The following is a 19,799-nucleotide window of genomic DNA, read 5'->3' on the forward strand; positions in this document are numbered from 1 at the left end:
AACCGGCGTTGGCCGGGGCGGGATAGAAACCGCGCATGACCCACTCTCGCCGTTCCCTGCTCAAGGCCGGTCTCACCGGCGCCGCCGCCAGCCTGGTGCTGCCCTCGACGGCGTTCGCCGCGACGCCGCTCGTGCGCGGCGACCGGCCCGTGCTCACCCACGGCGTCTCCTCCGGCGACGTCACGCCCGGTTCGGCGATCGTCTGGTCGCGGGCCGACCGGCCGTCGCGGCTGTGCGTCGAAATCGCGCGCGACCCGTCGTTCCGGCACGCGCGCCGGGTGCCGGGCCCGCTCGCCGGACCGGCCACCGGCGGGACCGGGCAGGTCCGCGTCGCCGGCCTCGCGCCCGGCACCGAGTACCACTACCGCGTCACGGCGGAGTCCCTCGACGGGCGCGCCACGAGCGAGCCGCTGACCGGCCGGTTCGCCACCGCGCCGGTGGGCCGCCGCGACACCCGGATCGTGTGGTCGGGCGACGTCGTCGGCCAGAACTGGGGCATCAACCCGGGCCTGGGCGGCATGACGATCTTCTCGGCGATGGCGGCCCGCCGCCCGGACCTGTTCCTGCACAGCGGCGACACGGTGTACTCCGACGGCCCGCTGACGGAAACGGTCGCCCTGCCCGGCGGCCGCACGTGGCGCAACGTCGTCACGGCGGAGAAGTCCAAGGTCGCCGAGACCCTCGACGAGTTCCGCGGCCAGCACGCGTACAACCGGCTCGACGAGAACTTCCGCCGGTTCGCCGCGCAGGTGCCCTCCTACGTCCAGTGGGACGACCACGAGGTCCTGAACAACTGGTACCCGGGCAAGATCCTCGACAACCCGGCGTACACCGAGAAGCGCGTCGACGTCCTCGCGCCGCGGGCGTACCAGGCGTTCCACGAGTGGCACCCGATCGACTCGCGCGCCGCGGTCGACGGCCGCGTCTACCGCAGCTTCAAGTACGGCTCGCGCGCCGAGATCTTCGTACTGGACATGCGGACCTACCGCAACGCCAACACCGCGGACCAGACGAAGCCGGGCTACATCCTCGGCGACGCGCAGGCCCGCTGGCTGGCCGACGCGCTCGGCCGCAGCACGGCGACGTGGAAGATCGTCCAGGCGGACATGCCGCTGGGCCTGGTCGTCCCGGACGGCGCCGCGATCGAAGCGGTGGCGAACAACCTGCCGGGCGCGCCGGGCGGCCGCGAGACGGAGCTGGCGTGGGTGCTGCGCGAGATCCAGCGCCGCCGCGTCCGCAACGTGGTCTGGCTGACGGCGGACGTCCACTACACGGCGGCGCACCACTATTCCCCCGACCGGGCGGCGTTCCAGGACTTCGACCCGTTCTGGGAGTTCGTGTCGGGACCGCTGAACGCGGGCGCGTTCGGGCCCAACCAGCTGGACCCGACGTTCGGCCCGGAGGCGGTGTTCGTCCACGCCCCACCGGTCGCGAACACGGCCCCGATCGACGGCTTCCAGCACTTCGGCGAGCTGAACATCGACGGCGGCAGCGGTGACCTGACGGTGGACCTGCGGGACGCCACCGGGACGTCGCTGTGGTCGAAGAAGCTGCACCCGCAGGGCCGCTGACCGGGTCGGCTACGCTCACGCGCACCGACCCAAACCGCAACAAGGAGAAACACCGTCGTGACTGAACGCACGCTGGTCCTCGTCAAGCCCGATGGCGTCGCGCGCGGCCTCGTCGGCGAGGTCGTCTCGCGGATCGAGCGCAAGGGCCTGAAGCTCGCCGCCCTAGAGCTGCGGACCGTTCCGCAGGCGCTGGCCGAGGAGCACTACGCCGAGCACAAGGAGCGTCCGTTCTTCGGCGACCTGCTCGAGTTCATCACGTCGGGCCCGCTGGTCGCGCTCGCCGTGGAGGGGCCGCGCGCCATCGCCGCGTTCCGGCAGCTGGCCGGCGGCACCGACCCGGTCGAGAAGGCCACCCCGGGCACCATCCGCGGCGACTTCGCGCTGGAGACCCAGTACAACCTGGTGCACGGCTCGGACTCCCCGGAGTCGGCCGAGCGCGAGCTGAAGCTCTGGTTCCCCGACCTGTGACCGGCACCGGGGCCGCGCCCGCCGCGCGGCCCCGGTTTCCTGGGGGAGACCCGATGACGACGATGCCGTTCCCGGCCCGCGAGTACCTGCCGGTGCTGCGCGAGCTGACCAGCGCGTTCGCCGAGCGGCTGCACACCGCCGACCCGGCCGCCGCGGTGCCCGACTGCGCCGGCTGGACGCTCGCCGACCTCGGCACGCACCTCGGGAACGTGCACCGCTGGGCCGCCACCGTCGTCACCACCGGCGAAGTGCAGCCGCAGGACTTCGAGCAGACTCCGGGCACCGACCTGGCCACCTGGTACGCCGAAAGCGCCGCCATCCTGCTCGACGCGCTTTCCGAAGTCACCCCCGAAGACCGGTGCTGGCACTTCGGCGGCACCGAGAAGACCAAGGCGTTCTGGTTCCGCCGCCAGGTCCACGAAACCGCCGTCCACCTCGCCGACTCGGGTAGCGACCACGTGCTCGACCCCGCCGTGGCCGCGGACGGCGTCGACGAGCTCCTGACCGCCTGGCTCCCGCGCGTGACGCGCTGGCACGCCGCGCCGTCGCTGACCGCGCCCCTCGCGTTGCGCGCCACCGACACCGGCGACGTCTGGACGCTGCACCCGGGCGAACCGCCCGCGCTCGGCCCGGCGACCGAACCCGCCGCGACCGCCGAGGCGCCGGCCCGGGACCTCCTGCTGCACCTGTGGAAGCGGACGGCGACCCCGCCGGGCGTCAGCGGTGACACCGCGATCGCCGATCAGCTCCTCAAGGCCCCTTTCACCGCCTGACCCGGGAGCTGTTCTAGACCATTCAGGCGGCGTTCACCGGGAAGCCTTCCCCCGGCCGTGCCACTGCGCTGTGCTGGTCCGGCTCACTCTCACTCGATACTGGGGTACCTGGTGAAGAAGTCACGCACAGCGTTGCCGCTCGCTGCCTTGTTCGCGACGGCGTTCGTCGTCCCCGCCCACGCCGACCCGCTGAAAGCGCCGCTCGGCACGCCGCCCGTCGAAGCCGCGCCCGCCGCGTCGTCGGCCCGCGAAGGCGTGACCACCTTCGCCGCCGCGGACCCCGACGACGGGCTCGTCACCGGCAGCGCGACCACCGAAGTCGCGCCCGGGCTGAACCTCACCCAGTTCGACCGGTTCGACCCGGCGGGCTGGATCCGCGGCGACACGCTTTCCGTCGACCTGGGCAGCAAGACCCTGAAGCCGACGTACCTGAGCCCCGGCACGGTTTCCGCGCGCACGCCGCTTTCGCAGCAGGTCGCGCGCACCGGCGCGGTCGCCGGCGTGAACGGCGACTTCTTCGACATCAACGCCACCGGCGCGCCGATCGGCGTCGGCATCGACCGCGGCGAGCTGCAGACCGCGCCCGCCGCCGGCCACAACCTCACCGCGTCGATCACCGACGAAGGCAAGGCACAGCTGGCTTCCGTCTTCCTCGAAGCGGCCGTGACGCTGCCCGGCGGCACGGTGAAGGCCACGAACTTCAACAGCCCGGTCCTCGGTACCGATGCGATCGGCGTCTACACGCCGTTGTGGGGTGCCGCCGGTCGCGCGACTTCGGTGGCCGGAGCCTCCCGGGTGCGCGAGGTCGAGCTGCGCGACGGCGTCGTGACCGCCACGCGCGAGCAGCCCGCGGCCGGCCCGATCGCGGCGGGCACGACGCTGCTCCTGGCCCGTGAAGCCGGCGCGGACGCCCTGGCGGCGCTCAAGCCGGGTGACCGGGTGGGCGTCACGTACGCGCCGCGTTCGGACGCCGGCAAGATCGCGGTCGCCGTGGGCGGCAACGAGGTCCTGCTCCGCGACGGCGTCGTGCAGCCGGTCGACAACGTGGCCATGCACCCGCGGACCGCGGTCGGCTTCTCCGCCGACGGCCGGAAGATGTGGCTGGCCACTGTGGACGGACGCCAGGCCGACAGCCGCGGGATGACCGAGCTGGAGCTGGCCCGGCACCTGAAGAGCCTCGGCGCCGACGACGCGATCAACCTCGACGGCGGCGGCTCGTCGACGCTCCTGGCGCGCAACGAGGGCGAGGCCGCGCCGAGTGTCCGCAACGCGCCGTCCGACGGCGGGGAACGCCTGGTGCCCAACGGGATCGGCTTCGCGACCGTGCCGGGCAGCGGCAAGCTCACAGCGTTCTCCCCGGCGCCGGCCGTGGCGACCGGCGACGCGAACCGCGTGCTGACCGGCCTGACCCGGCACCTGGTCGCCGACGGCCACGACGAAACGGGCGCCGCCGTCGCCGCCGACCCGCGCTGGACCACGTCCGACCCGCGGCGGGCCACCGCGACCCACGGGGTCGTCACCGGCCACGGCACCGGCAGCGTCGACGTCGTCGCGAAGTCCGGCCGCGCGTTCGGCAAGACGACGCTTTCGGTGCTGGGCAAGGCGGTCCGGCTCGGCACGAGCACCGAGCAGGTCGCGCTGTCGGCGGCGGGTGCGAAGAGCACGTTCAAGGTCTACGGCTACGACGCCGACGGCTACGGCACGTGGCTCGAACCCGACGACGTCAAGCTCGACTACGACCACTCGGTCGTGCAGGTCGAGCCCTCGGGCGACGGCTATGAGGTGACCGCGCTGACCGCGTCCGGCGCGTCGGCGATCACCGCCTCGGCCGCGGGCCTGACCACGCACCTGGCCGCGTCGGTCGGCACGGTGCCGCAGGTCGCGGCCCCGCTGGACGGGCCGGCCGGCTGGACGGCGACGGTGTTCCCGGCGGTCGTCGGCGCGGCGCTGTCCGCGGCGCCCGGGCGGGACGGGGGCGCCGGGCTCGCGCTGGACTACCGGCTCACCGGCACGACCGCGACGCGCGCCGCGTACGTGACGCCGGCCGCGGCCCTGCCCGTCCCGGCGGGCACGCAGAAGATCGGGCTGTGGGTCAACGGCGACGGCAAGGGCGCCTGGCTGCGCGCCGAGCTGCGCGACGCCGCCAACGTGGCGTCCATTGTGGACCTTTCGCTGAGCGTCGACTGGACGGGCTGGCGGTACGTCACCGCCGCGGTCCCGGCCGGGCTGCCCGACGGCCAGCGCCTGACGCGGTTCTACGCCGTCGAGAACGTCCCGGACCAGCAGTACGAGGGACACCTGGTCTTCGACGATTTGACCTTCGAGGTGGCGCCGACGACGACCGTGCCCGCCGACCCGGCCCCGCGCGACCCGGCCCTGGTCACCGACGGTGTGTTGGCCGGCGGCCTGCGCGTCGCGGTCGTCAGCGACGCGCAGTTCACCGCGGACGACCCGGCCGGCCCGCTGGTCGCGCAGGCGCGGCGGGCACTGCGGGAAGCCGTCGCGGCGAAACCGGACCTGGTGCTGATCAACGGCGACTTCGTCGACCGCGGCACCGCGCCCGACTTCGTGCTGGCGAAGCAGGTCATCGCCGAAGAGCTGGACGGCAAGGTGCCCTGGTACTACGTGCCGGGCAACCACGAGGCCGAGGGCGGCAACGGCCTGGCCAATTTCCAGGCCGCGTTCGGCGTGACCCACCAGGTCGTCGACGTGCACGGCATCCGGCTGGTGCTCCTCGATTCCTCGCGCGGCTCGTTGCGGGCGGGCGGGTTCGACCAGGTCCGGATGCTGCGCACCGCGCTGGACTCCGCGGCCGCCGACCGGTCGATCCGCGGGGTCGTCGTCGCGATGCACCACCCGGTGAAGGACCCGAGCCCGACCGGGAACTCCCAGCTCGGCGACCGGAAGGAAGCCACGCTGCTGACCCAGTGGCTGACCGGGTTCGAGCAGGCGTCCGGCAAACCGGCCGCTTCGGTGGCTTCGCACGCGGGCGTGTTCTCGCTGTCGCGCGTCGACGGCGTGCCGTACCTGGTCAACGGCAACTCGGGCAAGGCGCCCGCGGCCGCGCCCGGCGACGGCGGGTTCGTCGGCTGGACGCTGCTGCGCGTCGACCCGGCCGACCGGGCCCAGCCGGTGCGGTTCGAGACGCGGCCGAACGTCGACTCGCTGACCGTTTCGGGGCCGTCCTCGATGGTCCGCGGTGAGCGCGCGATCGTGCGCGCTTCCCTGCGGCAGGGCACCCGGGACGTGCCGGTGTCGTACCCGGTGAGCGCGGATTGGACGGTCGGCTGGGGCGTCCTGTCGTTCGACCCCGCTTCCGGTGTCCTGACGGCGTTGCGGCCGGGGGTCGCGCGGCTTTCGGTGACGGTCAACGGCGTGACGCGGACGCTGGTCGTGACCGTCCGCGGCTAATCCGTTCGGTTTTTGTCGGTGCCCGCTCGTATGGTCGGGGGGTGGACGAATCGGAGGACCGGGAACCGGCGCTGGTGCAGGCCAAAGCACTGGTGAAGCGCTTCGGCGAGTTCGAGGCCGTGCGCGGGATCGATGTCGAGGTGCGGCGCGGGGAGGCGTTCGGCTTCCTCGGCCCGAACGGCGCCGGCAAGTCGTCGACGATGCGGATGATCGCGTGCGTGTCACCCCGCACCGACGGCGACCTGCGCGTGCTGGGGCTGGATCCGGAGGCGGCCGGGCCGCGGATCCGGGCGCGCCTGGGTGTCGTGCCGCAGCAGGACAACCTGGACGTCGAGCTGACGGTCCGGGAGAACCTGCTGATCTACGGCCGCTACTTCGGCCTGTCGCGGGCGGCGGCCCGCCGCAAGGCCGACGAGCTGCTGGAGTTCGCGCAGCTGGGCGACCGCGCGGCCGACAAGGTCGACCCGCTGTCGGGCGGCATGAAACGCCGGCTGACGATCGCCCGCTCGCTGGTCAACGACCCGGAGCTGCTGCTGCTCGACGAGCCGACGACCGGGCTCGACCCGCAGGCCCGGCACCTGCTGTGGGACCGCCTGTTCCGGCTGAAGGCCCAGGGCACGACGCTGATCGTGACCACCCACTACATGGATGAGGCGGAGCAGCTGTGCGACCGGCTGGTCGTGATGGACCACGGCCGCATCGCCGCGGAGGGCTCACCGGCGGACCTGATCAAGCGGTACTCGACGCGCGAAGTCGTCGAGCTGCGGTTCCCGTCGGGGGAGCAGGCCTTGGCGGCCGAGCAGGTCGACGGGCTGGCCGACCGCGTGGAGATCCTCCCGGACCGGGTGCTGTTGTACAGCGACGACGGCGAGGCCGCCCTCGAACACGTGCACGCCCGCGGCGTGCGGCCGCTGTCGAGCCTGGTGCGGCGCAGTTCGCTGGAGGACGTGTTCCTGCGGTTGACCGGCCGGACGTTGGTGGACTGACTCGGGATGGGGAAGAACCATGCTCGCGGAGAGCGCTCGCCGATGACCCTCGTCAGTGTGTTCGGTGGGGGCGCAGCCCCCACAGCCCGCCCGGGGGCAAGCCCCCGGACCCCCGGTCTGCCGCGGCTCGGCAGGTCGGGTTCGGGGAGGCGGCCGTGACCACCGTCGAATCCACCGGCCGCGTGGTCGGCACGTGGCACGGCGCCTGGCTGCGCGTCGAGGGGTACTGGACCTGGTACCGCCGGCACTGGGTGTCCACTTTGTACTCCACCGGGCTCCAGCCCGTCCTCTTCCTCGCCGCGATGGGCCTCGGCTTCGGCTCCCAGGTCCGTCCCGGCGCGGTCACCGGCGGCCTGTCCTACCTCCAGTACATCGCGCCCGCGCTGCTCGCCGCCGGTGGCGCGCAGCTGGCCGTCGGCGACTCCAGCTACCCCGTGCTGTCCGGGTTCAAGTGGCAGAAGGACTACCTCGCCGTCACGGCTACCCCCGTGTCGCCGGGCCAGGTGCTCGGCGGCCACCTGATCTGGACGGCCATGCGGCTGACGCTCGCCGGCGCGATCTACGCGTTCGTTGCGCTGTTCTTCGGCGCCTGGGCCGGGCCCGGCGTGCTGCTGGTGATCCTCGTCGGCACGGTCACCGGCCTCGCCTGCGCCACGCCGATCACGGCGCTGGCGGCCCGGACGTACGACGAGGGCCAGCGGTTCGGGATCATCTTCCGGTTCGTCGTGATGCCGATGACGTTGTTCTCCGGCACGTTCTTCCCGATCGCCCAGCTGCCGGGCGCGATCCGCTGGCTGGCCTGGCTGTCGCCGCTGTGGCACGGCACCCAGCTGGCGCGCGGCGTGAGCCTCGGCGGGGTCGGCGGCTGGGCGATGCTCGGCCACCTCGCGGTGCTCGCGGCGTTGTTCGCGGCCGGGTGGGCGTTCGCGCACCGGGCCTTCTACCGGAGGCTGGTGGTCTGATGGTGAGCGTCCAAGCCCCGCCGGCGCGGGCCGGGCTGCTGCTGCGGATCCTGCCGCCCGGGCTGTACGCGGGCCGGGCCCGCATGCTCGTCGAGCGGTCGGTGCGGGTGAGCTGGAACAGCTGGCTGATGTTCCTCTCCGGCGCGGCCGAGCCGTTCCTCTACCTGCTGGCGTTCCAGCTCGGGTTCGGCAAGCTCGTCACCGAGGTGGCCGGCCCGGACGGCCGCCCGATGGGCTACGTCGCGTTCGTGGCGCCGGCGCTGCTGGCGACGTCGGCGATGAACGGCGCCGTCTTCGAATCGACGTACAACCTGTTCTTCAAGCTGCGGTACGCGAAGCTGTACGACGCGATGCTGGCCACCCCGATCGGCCCGCTGGACATCGCGCTGGGCGAGATCGGCTGGGCGATGACCCGCGGTGGCGTCTACGCGGTGGCGTTCCTGGCGATCGCGGCGGGGATGGGGCTGCTGGCGTCGTGGTGGGCGCTGCTGATGGTCCCGGCGGCCCTGCTGGTGGGCCTGGCCTTTTCGGCGATCGGCATGGCACTGGTGACGTACCTGAAGTCGACGGCCCAGTTCGACTACATCGCGCTGGGCCTGATGCCGATGTTCCTGTTCGCGACGACGTTCTTCCCGCTGTCGGTGTACCCGGAGCCGCTGCAGTGGCTGGTCCGCTGCCTCCCGCTGTACCACGCGATCGAGCTGATGCGCGGCCTGGCGACGGGCCTGCTGTCCGGCAGCATGCTGGTCAACCTGGCGTACCTGCTGGTCCTGGGCGCGGTGGGCCTGTGGGCGTCCACGAGGAGGATCGCCAAGCTCCTGCTGACGTGAGCCTCAGCGGGCCGGGTCGGGCTTGCCCCGCGGCACGGCGGCGGCCAGCGCGTCCACCATCCCGTGGCCGTAGAAGCCGTTGAACCCCTCGTACCCCGCGCAGTAGGCGTCCTGGGTGCCGTCGCCGGTGAGGTCGTAGTCGGCCGGGCAGGGCATCGGCATCGCCTGGGCGTCCAGCGTCCGGCGCAGCTGCCGCGGCCCCGCGTTCGGCAGGGCGGACGCCAGCAGCGCCAGCACGCCGGTGACGTGCGGCGCGGCCATCGACGTCCCGCACAGCGGCGCGTACCCGCCCGGAACCGTCGAAAGCACGCACTCGCCGGTCTCCCCGCCGGGGGCGGTGACGTCGATCACGCCCAGCCCGTACGAGCTGTAGCCCGCCTTCACCCGGTCCGAGCCGACGGCGGACACCGCGACGACGTCCCGCAGCCCGGCCGGCAGTGCTTCGCACCCGGACCCGGCCCCGGCGGAGCCCGAGCGCGCCGACGGCGTGAGGTCGACGGCCTCGTTCGTCGCCGCCGCGACGTTCAGCGTCCCGGCGGACGTGCTGTACTCCACCGCCCGCGCCAGCACCTCGTGCACCACGCCGCGGTCGTCGCCCCGGATGCACGACAGCGTCCACGGGTTCACGAAGAAGCTGCTGTTCGTCAGCCGCAGGTGCCGCGAGGCCGCCCACATCAGGCCGCACACCGCGGCCTCCGGGTCGGCGTAGCCACGGTCGTCGATCACCTTCACCGACGCCACGCGGACCCCGGGCGCCACACCCGTCACGCCGCGCCCGTCATCGGCCGCCGCGATGATCCCCGCCACGTGCGTGCCGTGCACCGACGTCGTCGGCGCCCAGGCGGCCGGCGACCGGTCGGGCTCCCCGGTCAGGCAGCCCGCGGAGTCGTCGCGGTCGAGGGCGCCGGTCAGGTCGGGGTGGTTCGGGTCGATGCCCGAGTCGAGGACGCCGACGACGACGTCGCGGCTGCCGTCCGACGCGCCCGGCGCGCGGCCCGCGTTGATCATCCGCATGTCCCACTGCTGCCCGCTCAGGTCCGCGGTGGGCACGCGGGCCGGATCGGTGACGGGCAGCGTGGCCCGCGCGGGCTGCGGCCGGACTTCGGTGGCGCGCTGCGCGGCCAGCCGCTCGGCCTGGGCGCTGAACGCCCGGTCGAGCCCGATCCGGGCGCCGAACGACGGGTCGCCGGAGGTGGCGACGGCCACGGCGATCTGCGGGTAGTAGACGGTGGTGGCGCCACAGCCCGCGGTGACCTGCGCGCGGGCGGCGGGCTCGGCGGTGCCGCGGTCGAACGCGACGACGTAGCGCAGGGCCCGGCCGTGACCGCAGGCGGGCGCGTCGGCCGCCGCCGGACCGGCGGTGACGCATCCCGAAAGCACCAGTACGGTGCACACGGCCGCTCGCAGCGGCCGCGCCAGCAGGGACACCGGACCTCCCACCGGATGCAGGAACCGCGGGTGCCGGCGCGCGAGATCCCGGTCACCCCGAGCCGCACGGTAGCCACCCCGTGCCCGCCGGACAAGCGATCCGGCCAAGTTCCCCCGGCCGGTGGGCGTGCGGCGCGCCCGGCGGCGTGGGCGGAGGTACCGAGTACACCGGAGCAGTCACCCGGTGTGGGATACTCGGGGTGGCCGCTGGGCCGCGGGGCGCACGTGAGAGGTGCTGCCTGCGGCGTTGTGGCCCGGTGATGTGCACGAATCAGCACGACGCGCGTCGCCGCCCGCGAGCCGGGCGGCTGGACGACGTGGCGGGCGGCCCGGGGGCCGCGAGTGCCGCGCACAGCGCCGAGCAGACCTTTGACCGGGTCGCGCGTCACCGGATGCGGTGGTGTGCGGCGCCCGGTCGTCGGGCAAGGATTCCCGTCGCTGGTGACCACCACGGCGGAACGAACAGAAAGGGGCCCCTGCGCGGCCGCGTCCCTGCCGGTGCGAACCGGCAGACGCGCCCGGGGGCGGAGGAGACACATGTCGAACGCGGAAACACCCGCCGAGCACACCGGCGGGAATCCCGCCACACCCACGAGCGGCCCGCTGGCCGAACTGCCGCCCCGGATCCGGGTGCACGCGCTGGCGAAGCTGCTCCAGAAGCACAGCCGGGACATCCTCGCCCAGCTCGCCGAGCTGGGGGAAAGCGTGCGCAGCGCGCAGTCGAGCGTGACCAGGGACATGGCGCTCAAGGTGGCCGAGGCCCTCGCTCCCGCGGAGGGTGAGCAGGACCAGGCCACCGCCGGCCAGGACCAGCCCGCCGGCCGGAGTGGCGCCGGGCAGCCGTTCGCGCAGCAGCCCGGCCAGGTGCCCACCCAGGACCAGCCCGCCGGCCGGGGCAGCGCCGGCCAGCCGTTCACGCAGCCGTCCACCGGTCAGGCCCCCGCCGACAGCGCCACTGGTCAGGCCGCCACCGACCAGGCGCCGGCCCCCGAGGCCGAGAAGCCGCGCCCGCGGCAGAAGACCCGCGCGCACCTGCCGGTGTTCGCCGCGCCGTCGCCGGTCTTCCTGCCGCCGGAGCCCGCCGAGCCCGCGGCCAAGCCGGCCCGCAAGCCCGCCGACCCGTTCGCCGAGCCGGAAGCCCGCCCGGAGCCCCGCCAGGAGCGCACCCGCCCCGAGCCCGAGGTCGCCGACGAAGAGGCCGAAGAAACCACTCCGGCCACCGAGACCGACGAAGACGACGACGCCGGCAGCCGCCGCCGTCGCCGCCGGGGCCGTCGCGGCCGTGGCCGCGGCAAGGGCGCCGACGGTGGCGACGAGACCGCCGAGAACGACGACCAGGCCGAAGAGCAGCCGCGCCGGAAGTCGCGCAACGGGGACGAAAAGCCCGAAGCGGACGCCGAAGAGGCCGAGGAAGCCGCCGCTGACGATGCGGACTCCGACGGCGAGGAGGGTGAAGGTGGCAGCAAGCGCCGTCGCCGCCGCCGTCGCCGCAAGGGCTCGGACGGCGACGACGCCGAGACCACCGACGACCCGCCCAACACCGTCACGCACGTCCGCCAGGCGAAGGCCGAGCAGCCCGAGCGCCCGGCGCGCGACGAGGTGCGCAGCGTCCGCGGGTCGACCCGCCTGGAGGCCAAGCGCCAGCGCCGCCGCGACGGCCGCGAGGCGGGCCGTCGCCGCGCCCCGATCCTGTCCGAGGCCGAGTTCCTGGCCCGCCGCGAAGCGGTCGAGCGCACGATGGTCGTCGCCGAGCACGGCGACTCCACCCAGATCGCGGTGCTCGAGGACGGCGTCCTCGTCGAGCACTTCGTGACGCAGTCGGGTTCCGGCTCGATCGTCGGCAACGTCTACCTCGGCCGCGTCCAGAACGTGCTGCCGAGCATGGAAGCCGCGTTCATCGACATCGGCCGCGGCCGCAACGCCGTGCTGTACGCCGGCGAGGTCGACTGGGACGCCGCCGGTCTCGAGGGCAAGGCCCGCAAGATCGAGCAGGCGCTCTCGACCGGCGACTCCGTGCTGGTCCAGGTCACGAAGGACCCGGTCGGGCACAAGGGCGCCCGGCTGACCACGCAGATCTCACTGCCCGGCCGCTTCCTCGTCTACGTGCCCGCGGGCGGCGCCACCGGCATCTCCCGCAAGCTGCCGGAGAACGAGCGCCGCCGGCTCAAGGACATCCTCAAGCGGATCGTCCCGGAGGACGCGGGCGTCATCATCCGCACCGCCTCCGAGGGCATCGGCGAGGAGGAGCTGGGCCGCGACGTCGACCGCCTGAAGGCGCAGTGGGACGTCATCAAGGAGAAGGCCGCCGCCGGTTCCGGCAAGAAGGGCGGCGCGCCGACCATGCTCTACGAAGAGCCGGACCTGCTGGTCAAGGTCGTGCGTGACCTCTTCACCGAGGACTTCGCCAAGCTGGAGATCCAGGGCAACCGGTCGTGGGAGACCATCAACGGCTACGTCAGCCACGTCGCGCCGGAGCTGACCGAGCGGGTCAAGCGCTACACCGGCACCGGTGACGTGTTCGCCGACCACCGGATCGACGAGCAGATCACCAAGGCCCTCGACCGCAAGGTCTGGCTGCCCAGCGGCGGTTACCTGGTCATCGACCGCACCGAGGCGATGACGGTGATCGACGTCAACACCGGCAAGTTCACCGGATCGGGTGGCAACCTCGAGGAGACGGTGACCCGCAACAACCTGGAGTCGGCGGAGGAGATCGTCCGCCAGCTCCGGCTGCGGGACATCGGCGGCATCATCGTGATCGACTTCATCGACATGGTGCTCGAGTCCAACCGCGAGCTGGTGCTGCGCCGCCTCACCGAGTGCCTCGGCCGCGACCGCACGCGCCACCAGGTCGCCGAGGTCACCTCGCTCGGCCTGGTGCAGATGACCCGCAAGAAGATCGGCACCGGCCTGCTGGAGGCGTTCTCGACGCCGTGCGAGCACTGCAAGGGCCGGGGCGTGCTCGTCTCGACCGAGCTGCAGCGCACCGGCGGTGGCTCGCACTCCCACGGCGGGAACGGCAACGGCAACGGCGGCGGTAACAACGGCGGCGGGGAGAAGAGCTCCCGCCGGTCGCGGGGCCGCGGCAAGGGCGAGGAGGCCGCCAAGGAGCAGGCCGAAGCCGCCAAGGCCGAGGTGCACGCGGTTCCGCCGCCGGAGCGGCGCGAGTCGATCGCGTCCGCGGTGGCGGCGGTGGCCAACGCCGCCAAGGCCGCCAAGGACCACGACCAGGGCGCCGTGAACGGCACCGGGCCCGCCCGGGAGCTCGCGGACGTCCCGGCGACCACGGAGGCGGACGAGGCGCCGGTGGTGGCCGAGCCGCCCGCCGAACCCGCCCAGGAGGTCGCCGGCACCCCGGTGACCACCGAAGCGGACGAGGCACCGGTGCCGCAGGACGAGGAGCCCGAGGTCGAGCGGACCCCGGCTCCGGAACCCGCGGAAGAGCCGGTCACGGCGTCTTCGGAGGCCGTGGAGCCGGTCGCCGAGCCCGAGGTCAGCGTGCCCGAACCGGCCGCGCGCTCCACCCGGCGCCGTCCGCGCCGGGCCGCGTCGCGCCCGGCGGGCCCGCCGGTGCACGCCTCCGACCAGAGCAAGTGAACGACTAGGGGGACCCCGGTGGTAACGCACCGGGGCACCCCACGTAACCTGTAGTACGGCCTGCCACCAGAGCAGGTCGCTGCGCGAGTCCAGGACCGCCGTCTCCACCAGGCGGGCCGGTCGCGCGGGCCCCCACCCATTGTCGAGTAATGCAGGAGACTTCCGTGTCGGCGTACGCGATCGTCAAGACCGGCGGCAAGCAGTACAAGGTGGCCGTCGGCGACGTCGTCGAGGTCGAGAAGCTCGAGGGCGAGCCGGGCACCGAGCACATCCTCCCCGCCGTTTTGTACGTCGACGGTGGCGAGGTCACCACGGACGCCGACGCGCTGGCGAAGGTCTCGGTCACCGGCAAGGTCGTCGAGCAGACCAAGGGTCCGAAGATCCGGATCCACAAGTTCAAGAACAAGACGGGCTACCACAAGCGCCAGGGTCACCGGCAGAAGCTGACCCGCGTCGAGGTCACCGCCATCTCCCTGTAAGGGCTTCTCCGGATCTTCGTTTCAGAAAGAGGACTGAGCTATGGCTCACAAGAAGGGTGCGTCCAGCTCCCGCAACGGTCGTGACTCGAACGCGCAGCGCCTCGGCGTCAAGCGCTTCGGCGGCCAGGAAGTCAACGCCGGCGAGATCCTGATCCGCCAGCGCGGCACCAAGTTCCACCCCGGCGTCAACGTCGGCCGCGGCGGCGACGACACGCTGTTCGCGCTGGCCGCCGGTGCGGTCCAGTTCGGCGAGAAGCGTGGCCGCAAGACGGTCAACATCGTGCCGGCCGAGGCCTGAGCCTTCGGTCGTCGTTAGACCTCTGACGAGGGGTGGGGCCGGAATATCCGGTGCCACCCCTCGTTTGTTTGTGTATCCCCTTTGTCGTGAGTGAAGTGAGGCAATGTCATGGCGTCCCGGTTCGTGGACCGCGCGGTCATCCACCTGACCGCCGGTGACGGGGGCAACGGCTGCGCCTCGGTGCACCGCGAGAAGTTCAAGCCCCTCGGCGGCCCGGACGGCGGCAACGGCGGCAACGGCGGCGACGTCCTGCTGGTCGTCGACCCGAACGTGCACACGCTGCTGGACTTCCACTTCCGCCCGCACGCCAAGGCGGGCAGCGGCAAGATGGGTCAGGGCGGCAACCGCGCCGGCGCGGCGGGGGAGACGCTGGTGATGAAGGTGCCGTCCGGCACCGTCGTGTTCACCGAGGACGGCGAGATGGTCGCCGACCTGATCGGCCCCGGCACCACGTTCGTCGCGGCGCAGGGCGGCCGCGGCGGCCTCGGCAACGCGGCGCTCGCGTCGAAGGCCCGCAAGGCCCCCGGGTTCGCGCTGCTGGGCGAGCCGGGCGAGGCCCGCAACCTGGTGCTGGAGCTGCGTTCGGTCGCCGACGTCGGCCTGCTCGGGTTCCCGTCCGCCGGCAAGTCGTCGCTGATCTCGGTGCTGTCCGCGGCCAAGCCGAAGATCGCCGACTACCCGTTCACCACGCTGGTGCCGAACCTCGGCGTCATCACCGGCGGCGAGACGGTGTTCACGATGGCCGACGTGCCCGGCCTGATCCCCGGCGCGTCCGAGGGCAAGGGGCTGGGCCTCGACTTCCTCCGCCACATCGAGCGCTGCGCGGTGCTGGTGCACGTCGTCGACTGCGCCACCCTCGAGCCGGGCCGCGACCCGGTGTCCGATGTGGACGCTCTGGAGGAGGAGCTGGCCAAGTACACCCCGGGTCTCGGCGGCAAGCTCGAGGAACGTCCCCGAGTGGTCGTGCTCAACAAGATCGACATCCCGGAAGCCGCCGAGCTCGCCGAGTTCGTCCGGCCGGAGTTCGAGGCCCGCGGCCTCCGCGTCTTCGAGGTTTCGACCGCTTCCCGCAAGGGGCTGCGCGAGCTGACGTTCGCGTTGGCCGCGGTCGTCGAGGAGTACCGCGAGGCGCAGCCGGTGCTGGAGCCGGAGAAGATCGTCCTGCGGCCGCTCGCCGTCGACGACTCCGGGTTCACCGTCGAGGTCGACCCCGAAGAGGAGGGCGCGTTCATCGTGCGCGGCTCCCGTCCGGAGCGGTGGATCCGCCAGACGAACTTCGGCAACGACGAGGCCGTCGGCTACCTCGCCGACCGCCTCAACCGCCTCGGCGTCGAGGACGAGCTGGCGAAGCTCGGCGCGAAGCCGGGCAGCCCGGTCACGATCGGCGACGTCCAGTTCGAGTGGGAGCCGTCGACGCCGTCGGTGGCGGTCCACCTGTCCGGGCGCGGCACCGACGTCCGGCTGGAGCGCACCGACCGCGTCGGCGCGGCCGAGCGCAAGGAGGCCCGCCGGATCCGCCGTGACGGCACCGGTGAGGACGACGACCTGGACCTCGACGCGTGAGCGGCACGCGCGAAGCGATCGCCGCGGCCCGGCGCCTGGTCGTCAAGGTCGGTTCGTCGGCCCTGACGACGGCGGGCAGCGGCCTCGACGTGGCCCGCCTGGACGCGCTGGTCGACGCGATCGCCGAGCGCGTGTCCCGCGACGCGCAGATCGTCCTGGTGTCCTCGGGCGCGATCGGCGCCGGCCTCGCCCCGCTGTCCCTGGGCAAGCGGCCCCGCGACCTGGCGACCCAGCAGGCGGCGGCGAGCGTCGGGCAGCTGGCGCTGGCGCACGCGTACGCGGAGTCGTTCGGCCGGTATTCGCTGACGGTCGGCCAGGTGCTGCTGACTTCGGACGACGTCGTCCGCCGGTCGCACTACCGCAACGCGCAGCGCACGTTCTCGCGGCTGCTGGCGCTGGGCGCGGTCCCGGTGGTCAACGAGAACGACACGGTGGCAACGGAAGAGATCCGCTTCGGCGACAACGACCGCCTGGCGGCCCTGGTGGCCCACCTGATCGGCGCGGACGCGCTGGTGCTGTTGTCCGATGTGGACGGTTTGTACGACGGAGACCCCCGCGACGGCGCCACCCGCAAGCTGACGGAGGTCCTGTCGGAGTCCGATGTGGACGGAATCTCGGTCGGCATGTCCAGCTCGGGCTTGGGCACGGGCGGCATGGTGTCCAAGCTGGCAGCGGCCCGAACGGCGGCGGGAGCAGGCATCCCGGTGCTGCTGGCGGCAGCGTCGGAGGCCTCGGCGGCGTTGACGTCGGCATCCCCGGGAACAGCGTTCGCCCCGGCGGACACGCGCTTGTCGGCCCGCAGGTTCTGGCTGGGCTACGCGGCGGACACAACGGGAACGCTCCGCCTGGACGACGGCGCGGTGACGGCGGTGGTCCGCCGCCGCAGGTCCCTGCTGGCCGCGGGGATAACGGGCGTCTCAGGCGACTTCCAGGCCGGGGACGTGGTGGACCTGGTGGACGCGAAGGACCGCCCGGTGGCCCGCGGAGTGGTGGCGTTCGACGCGACGGAGCTCCCGGAGCTGATCGGCAGGTCATCGCACGAGCTCCCGGAGGAGCAGCGGCGAGAGGTCGTCCACGCTGACGACCTGGTCCCGCTACGCCGCTAGAAGCCGCTGCCGACGCCAACTCCGCCCCGCTGCCCCTCGCTCGGCTGATGCCGCGCCGCCGCGGCGCGGCAGCAGCCGACTGCGCGCCCGCCGGTGGACCCGCCGCTCCGCGGCTTCGGCGGCGCCCGCCGCAGGTCGCGCGGGCTGACTGCGCTCCGCTCGGATCCCTCGCATGGCCGACTCCGCGCCGAAGCCTCGCGCAAAGCCGAATCCCTGCCGCCAATGGCCCGGCACGCCATCGGCTCCGTGCTCGCCGGCAGGCCCGCGCCCCGCCGCCCTACCCGGCACTTTCGCGTGAAAGTGCCGCCCGACCTCACCCCAGCGAAACCAGCCGGGCACCGCCGTCGGCTTCCAGCACCGTCCCAGTCAGATTCCGGTTCGTCGCCGCCAGCGTCACCACCTCCGCGACATCATCCGCCGTTGCCACGCGCCGCGACGGGATCGAAGCCGCCGTCTGGGCGAAGAACCCCTCCCGCACCTCCGCCGGGAACCCGCTCCACCACGCCGTGTCCACCACCCCCGGCGACACCGCGTTCACCCGCCGCGGCGCCAGCTCCACCGCCAGCGGCTTGACCAGCGCCTCGATCGCCGCGTTCAGGGCGCCGATCCCGGCCGTGCCCGCCATCGCCGCCCGGGCCGTGATCGCGCTCAGCAGCGTGATCGACCCCTCCGAGGCCAAGTACGGCAGCACCGCCTGGACCGTGGTCAGGTGCGCCCAGAACTTCGCGTCGAAAGCGCGCCGCAGCATCGCCAGGTCCAGCGAATCGATCGGCCCCATGCCTTCCGCGCCGGACAGGCTCACCACCAGCACGTCGACCGTCCCCAACGACGACGCCAGCGCGCCCATCGCCGTCGCGTCGCCGCCGTCCGCTTGGTGCCCGGTCAGCGATGGGTCGCTCGCGGCCACGTCGTCCAAGCGCTCCTTGCCCCGTCCGGTGACGTGAACGGTGTACCCCCGCTCGTGCAGCCGCCGCGCGGTCGCCAGGCCGATGCCCGAAGTGCCGCCGGCGACGAGTGCGATGCTCATGCTTGTTCCCCATTTCGAACCGGTACGTCTCGTTTCGAAATCGACGCTACCATCGGATCCCATGACCGACCAGTCCCGCCCCGGCCGCAAGCGCAGTGAGCAGAGCCGGCTGGCGATCCTCGCCGCGACGCTCGACCTCGTCGCGGAGGCGGGCTACGGCACGCTGACCGTCGAAGGCATCGCCGCGCGCTCCGGCGTCGGCAAGCAGACGATCTACCGCTGGTGGCCGTCGAAGGCCGACGTCCTCCTCGACGCGCTCGCGACGAAGGCCGACCTGCAGATCCCGATCCCCGACGAGGGGTCGTTCCGCGCCGACCTCGAGCACTTCCTGGGCAGCACGTTCGAACTGGGGGAGAAGAACCAGGTCGCGGACACGCTCCGGGCGCTGATGGCGCAGGCGCAGCTCGACCCGGAGTTCGGCAAACGCTTCCGCGAGGACTTCCTGTACCGCCGCCGCGAGGCGCTGGGCACGATCGTCGACCGGGCCCGCGAGCGCGGCGAACTGCCTGCGGGCGTCGCGCCCGGCACGGTCATCGACGTCGTGTTCGGCACGCTCTGGTACCGGCTCCTCGCGACGCGGGAGCCGATCGGCCGCGGCCTGGCCGGTGAACTGGTGACGCTGCTAGCGGATCACGGCGCCTCGACCGCCGAAATCCGGTAGCGCGCCACCGAAGCGTCGAGAATTTGCGCGGACTGCTCGTCCGACGGCCCGGACCCGCGGAACCGCTCGAGGTCCTCATCGGACTCCCAGCGCTCGTACACGCTGATCCGGCCGGGGTCGAGCAGGTCTGCACCCAGCGCGTACTCCAGGCAGCCGGGTGCGTCGCGCGCGAGCCGGACGGCTTCGGCGCACCCGTCGAGGTAGGCGTCACGCTCTTCGGGCGCGACGGCGAGCCACCCGGCGACGATGATCACGACGCGATCCGATCCGCTTTGATCGTGAGCAGCAGCCGCGTCTGGTCGCGCCCGCCCCACCAAGGGTACGGGCCGCCGAGGTAGCGCTGCGACAGCTTTTCGATGTGCTCGACGGCGCCGTCCTCGGTCATGTCGAGCACGCGCCCGCGGATCGCGAAGTAGCGCGACGGCCGTTCGCGGTCGGCGACGTTGAGCGCCACCCGCGGGTCGCGCGCGATGTTGCGCTGCTTCTGGTGTCCCAGCACGGTGTTGACGAGGATGTGCGTCCCGTCGGTGTCGACCCAGGTCTGGGTGAGCTGCGGCGAGCCGTCCGGCATCAGCGTCGACAGGAAGCAGAGGCTGGGCTCGCGAAGGAGAGCGAGCAGGTCGCCGGGCAGTTCCACAG

Annotated in this window: 17 protein-coding genes; 13 read left to right on the forward strand and 4 right to left on the reverse strand. The window is 73.0% G+C overall.

Going from position 1 to position 19,799, the window contains the following annotated elements:
• Positions 1 to 35: 35 nt before the first annotated feature.
• The 7 genes from ACERZO_RS22135 to ACERZO_RS22165 all read left to right on the forward strand — a co-directional run bounded on the left by ACERZO_RS22135 (position 36) and on the right by ACERZO_RS22165 (position 9,001).
• A complete protein-coding gene (locus ACERZO_RS22135) occupies positions 36 to 1,571 on the forward strand; it encodes an alkaline phosphatase D family protein (RefSeq protein ID WP_372666633.1) in 1,536 nt (511 codons plus the stop codon).
• A gap of 57 nt (positions 1,572 to 1,628) precedes the next feature.
• A complete protein-coding gene (gene ndk / locus ACERZO_RS22140; RefSeq protein WP_043777641.1) occupies positions 1,629 to 2,039 on the forward strand; it encodes a nucleoside-diphosphate kinase in 411 nt (136 codons plus the stop codon).
• Between the two features lie 53 nt (positions 2,040 to 2,092).
• Positions 2,093 to 2,812 carry a maleylpyruvate isomerase family mycothiol-dependent enzyme gene (locus tag ACERZO_RS22145; RefSeq protein ID WP_372666634.1) on the forward strand — a complete coding sequence of 240 codons (720 nt, stop codon included), beginning with the start codon at positions 2,093 to 2,095 and terminating at the stop codon, positions 2,810 to 2,812.
• 132 nt (positions 2,813 to 2,944) lie between these two features.
• Entirely contained in the window at positions 2,945 to 6,223 is a 3,279-nt protein-coding gene (locus tag ACERZO_RS22150) for a phosphodiester glycosidase family protein (protein ID WP_372667207.1), read from the forward strand.
• A gap of 41 nt (positions 6,224 to 6,264) precedes the next feature.
• Positions 6,265 to 7,209, forward strand: coding sequence for an ABC transporter ATP-binding protein (locus tag ACERZO_RS22155; RefSeq protein ID WP_372666635.1), 945 nt, complete (start codon positions 6,265 to 6,267; stop codon positions 7,207 to 7,209).
• 155 nt (positions 7,210 to 7,364) lie between these two features.
• A complete protein-coding gene (locus ACERZO_RS22160; protein ID WP_372666636.1) occupies positions 7,365 to 8,171 on the forward strand; it encodes an ABC transporter permease in 807 nt (268 codons plus the stop codon).
• On the forward strand, positions 8,171 to 9,001 hold the full coding sequence (locus tag ACERZO_RS22165) for an ABC transporter permease (protein WP_372666637.1): 831 nt from the start codon (positions 8,171 to 8,173) through the stop codon (positions 8,999 to 9,001). Before ACERZO_RS22160 ends, ACERZO_RS22165 begins: the two co-directional genes overlap by 1 nt.
• A gap of 3 nt (positions 9,002 to 9,004) precedes the next feature.
• Here the strand turns inward: ACERZO_RS22165 and ACERZO_RS22170 are convergent, their stop codons facing one another.
• Entirely contained in the window at positions 9,005 to 10,429 is a 1,425-nt protein-coding gene (locus ACERZO_RS22170) for a S8 family peptidase (RefSeq protein WP_372666638.1), read from the reverse strand.
• Positions 10,430 to 10,966: 537 nt separating this feature from the next.
• Between ACERZO_RS22170 and ACERZO_RS22175 the strand changes: the two genes are divergently transcribed.
• The 5 genes from ACERZO_RS22175 to proB all read left to right on the forward strand — a co-directional run bounded on the left by ACERZO_RS22175 (position 10,967) and on the right by proB (position 17,472).
• Entirely contained in the window at positions 10,967 to 14,026 is a 3,060-nt protein-coding gene (locus ACERZO_RS22175) for a translation initiation factor IF-2 N-terminal domain-containing protein (protein ID WP_372666639.1), read from the forward strand.
• A gap of 164 nt (positions 14,027 to 14,190) precedes the next feature.
• A complete protein-coding gene (gene rplU / locus ACERZO_RS22180) occupies positions 14,191 to 14,505 on the forward strand; it encodes a 50S ribosomal protein L21 (protein ID WP_086678418.1) in 315 nt (104 codons plus the stop codon).
• Between the two features lie 40 nt (positions 14,506 to 14,545).
• Positions 14,546 to 14,803: a 50S ribosomal protein L27 gene (gene rpmA, locus ACERZO_RS22185; protein ID WP_160696238.1), complete on the forward strand. Its 258-nt coding sequence runs from the start codon at positions 14,546 to 14,548 to the stop codon at positions 14,801 to 14,803.
• A 108-nt stretch (positions 14,804 to 14,911) separates the two neighbouring features.
• Positions 14,912 to 16,366, forward strand: coding sequence for a GTPase ObgE (obgE, locus tag ACERZO_RS22190; RefSeq protein ID WP_372666640.1), 1,455 nt, complete (start codon positions 14,912 to 14,914; stop codon positions 16,364 to 16,366).
• Positions 16,363 to 17,472 (forward strand): glutamate 5-kinase, encoded by a 1,110-nt coding sequence (gene proB / locus ACERZO_RS22195; protein WP_372666641.1) that lies wholly within the window; start codon positions 16,363 to 16,365, stop codon positions 17,470 to 17,472. Before obgE ends, proB begins: the two co-directional genes overlap by 4 nt.
• A 313-nt stretch (positions 17,473 to 17,785) precedes the next feature.
• Here the strand turns inward: proB and ACERZO_RS22200 are convergent, their stop codons facing one another.
• Positions 17,786 to 18,499: an SDR family oxidoreductase gene (locus tag ACERZO_RS22200; RefSeq protein ID WP_372666642.1), complete on the reverse strand. Its 714-nt coding sequence runs from the start codon at positions 18,497 to 18,499 to the stop codon at positions 17,786 to 17,788.
• A gap of 61 nt (positions 18,500 to 18,560) precedes the next feature.
• On the opposite strand from ACERZO_RS22200, the gene ACERZO_RS22205 reads away from it, so the two are divergent.
• Positions 18,561 to 19,160, forward strand: a complete 600-nt coding sequence (locus tag ACERZO_RS22205; protein WP_372666643.1) for a TetR/AcrR family transcriptional regulator — start codon at positions 18,561 to 18,563, stop codon at positions 19,158 to 19,160.
• Here the strand turns inward: ACERZO_RS22205 and ACERZO_RS22210 are convergent.
• Entirely contained in the window at positions 19,130 to 19,414 is a 285-nt protein-coding gene (locus ACERZO_RS22210; RefSeq protein WP_372666644.1) for a putative quinol monooxygenase, read from the reverse strand. The genes ACERZO_RS22205 and ACERZO_RS22210 overlap by 31 nt on opposite strands.
• Positions 19,411 to 19,797, reverse strand: a complete 387-nt coding sequence (locus ACERZO_RS22215) for a PPOX class F420-dependent oxidoreductase (RefSeq protein ID WP_372666645.1) — start codon at positions 19,795 to 19,797, stop codon at positions 19,411 to 19,413. Before ACERZO_RS22215 ends, ACERZO_RS22210 begins: the two co-directional genes overlap by 4 nt.
• Between the last annotated feature and the right edge of the window lie 2 nt (positions 19,798 to 19,799).

The sequence above is a fragment of the Amycolatopsis kentuckyensis genome (assembly GCF_041679295.1).
Classification (GTDB): domain Bacteria; phylum Actinomycetota; class Actinomycetes; order Mycobacteriales; family Pseudonocardiaceae; genus Amycolatopsis; species Amycolatopsis kentuckyensis_A.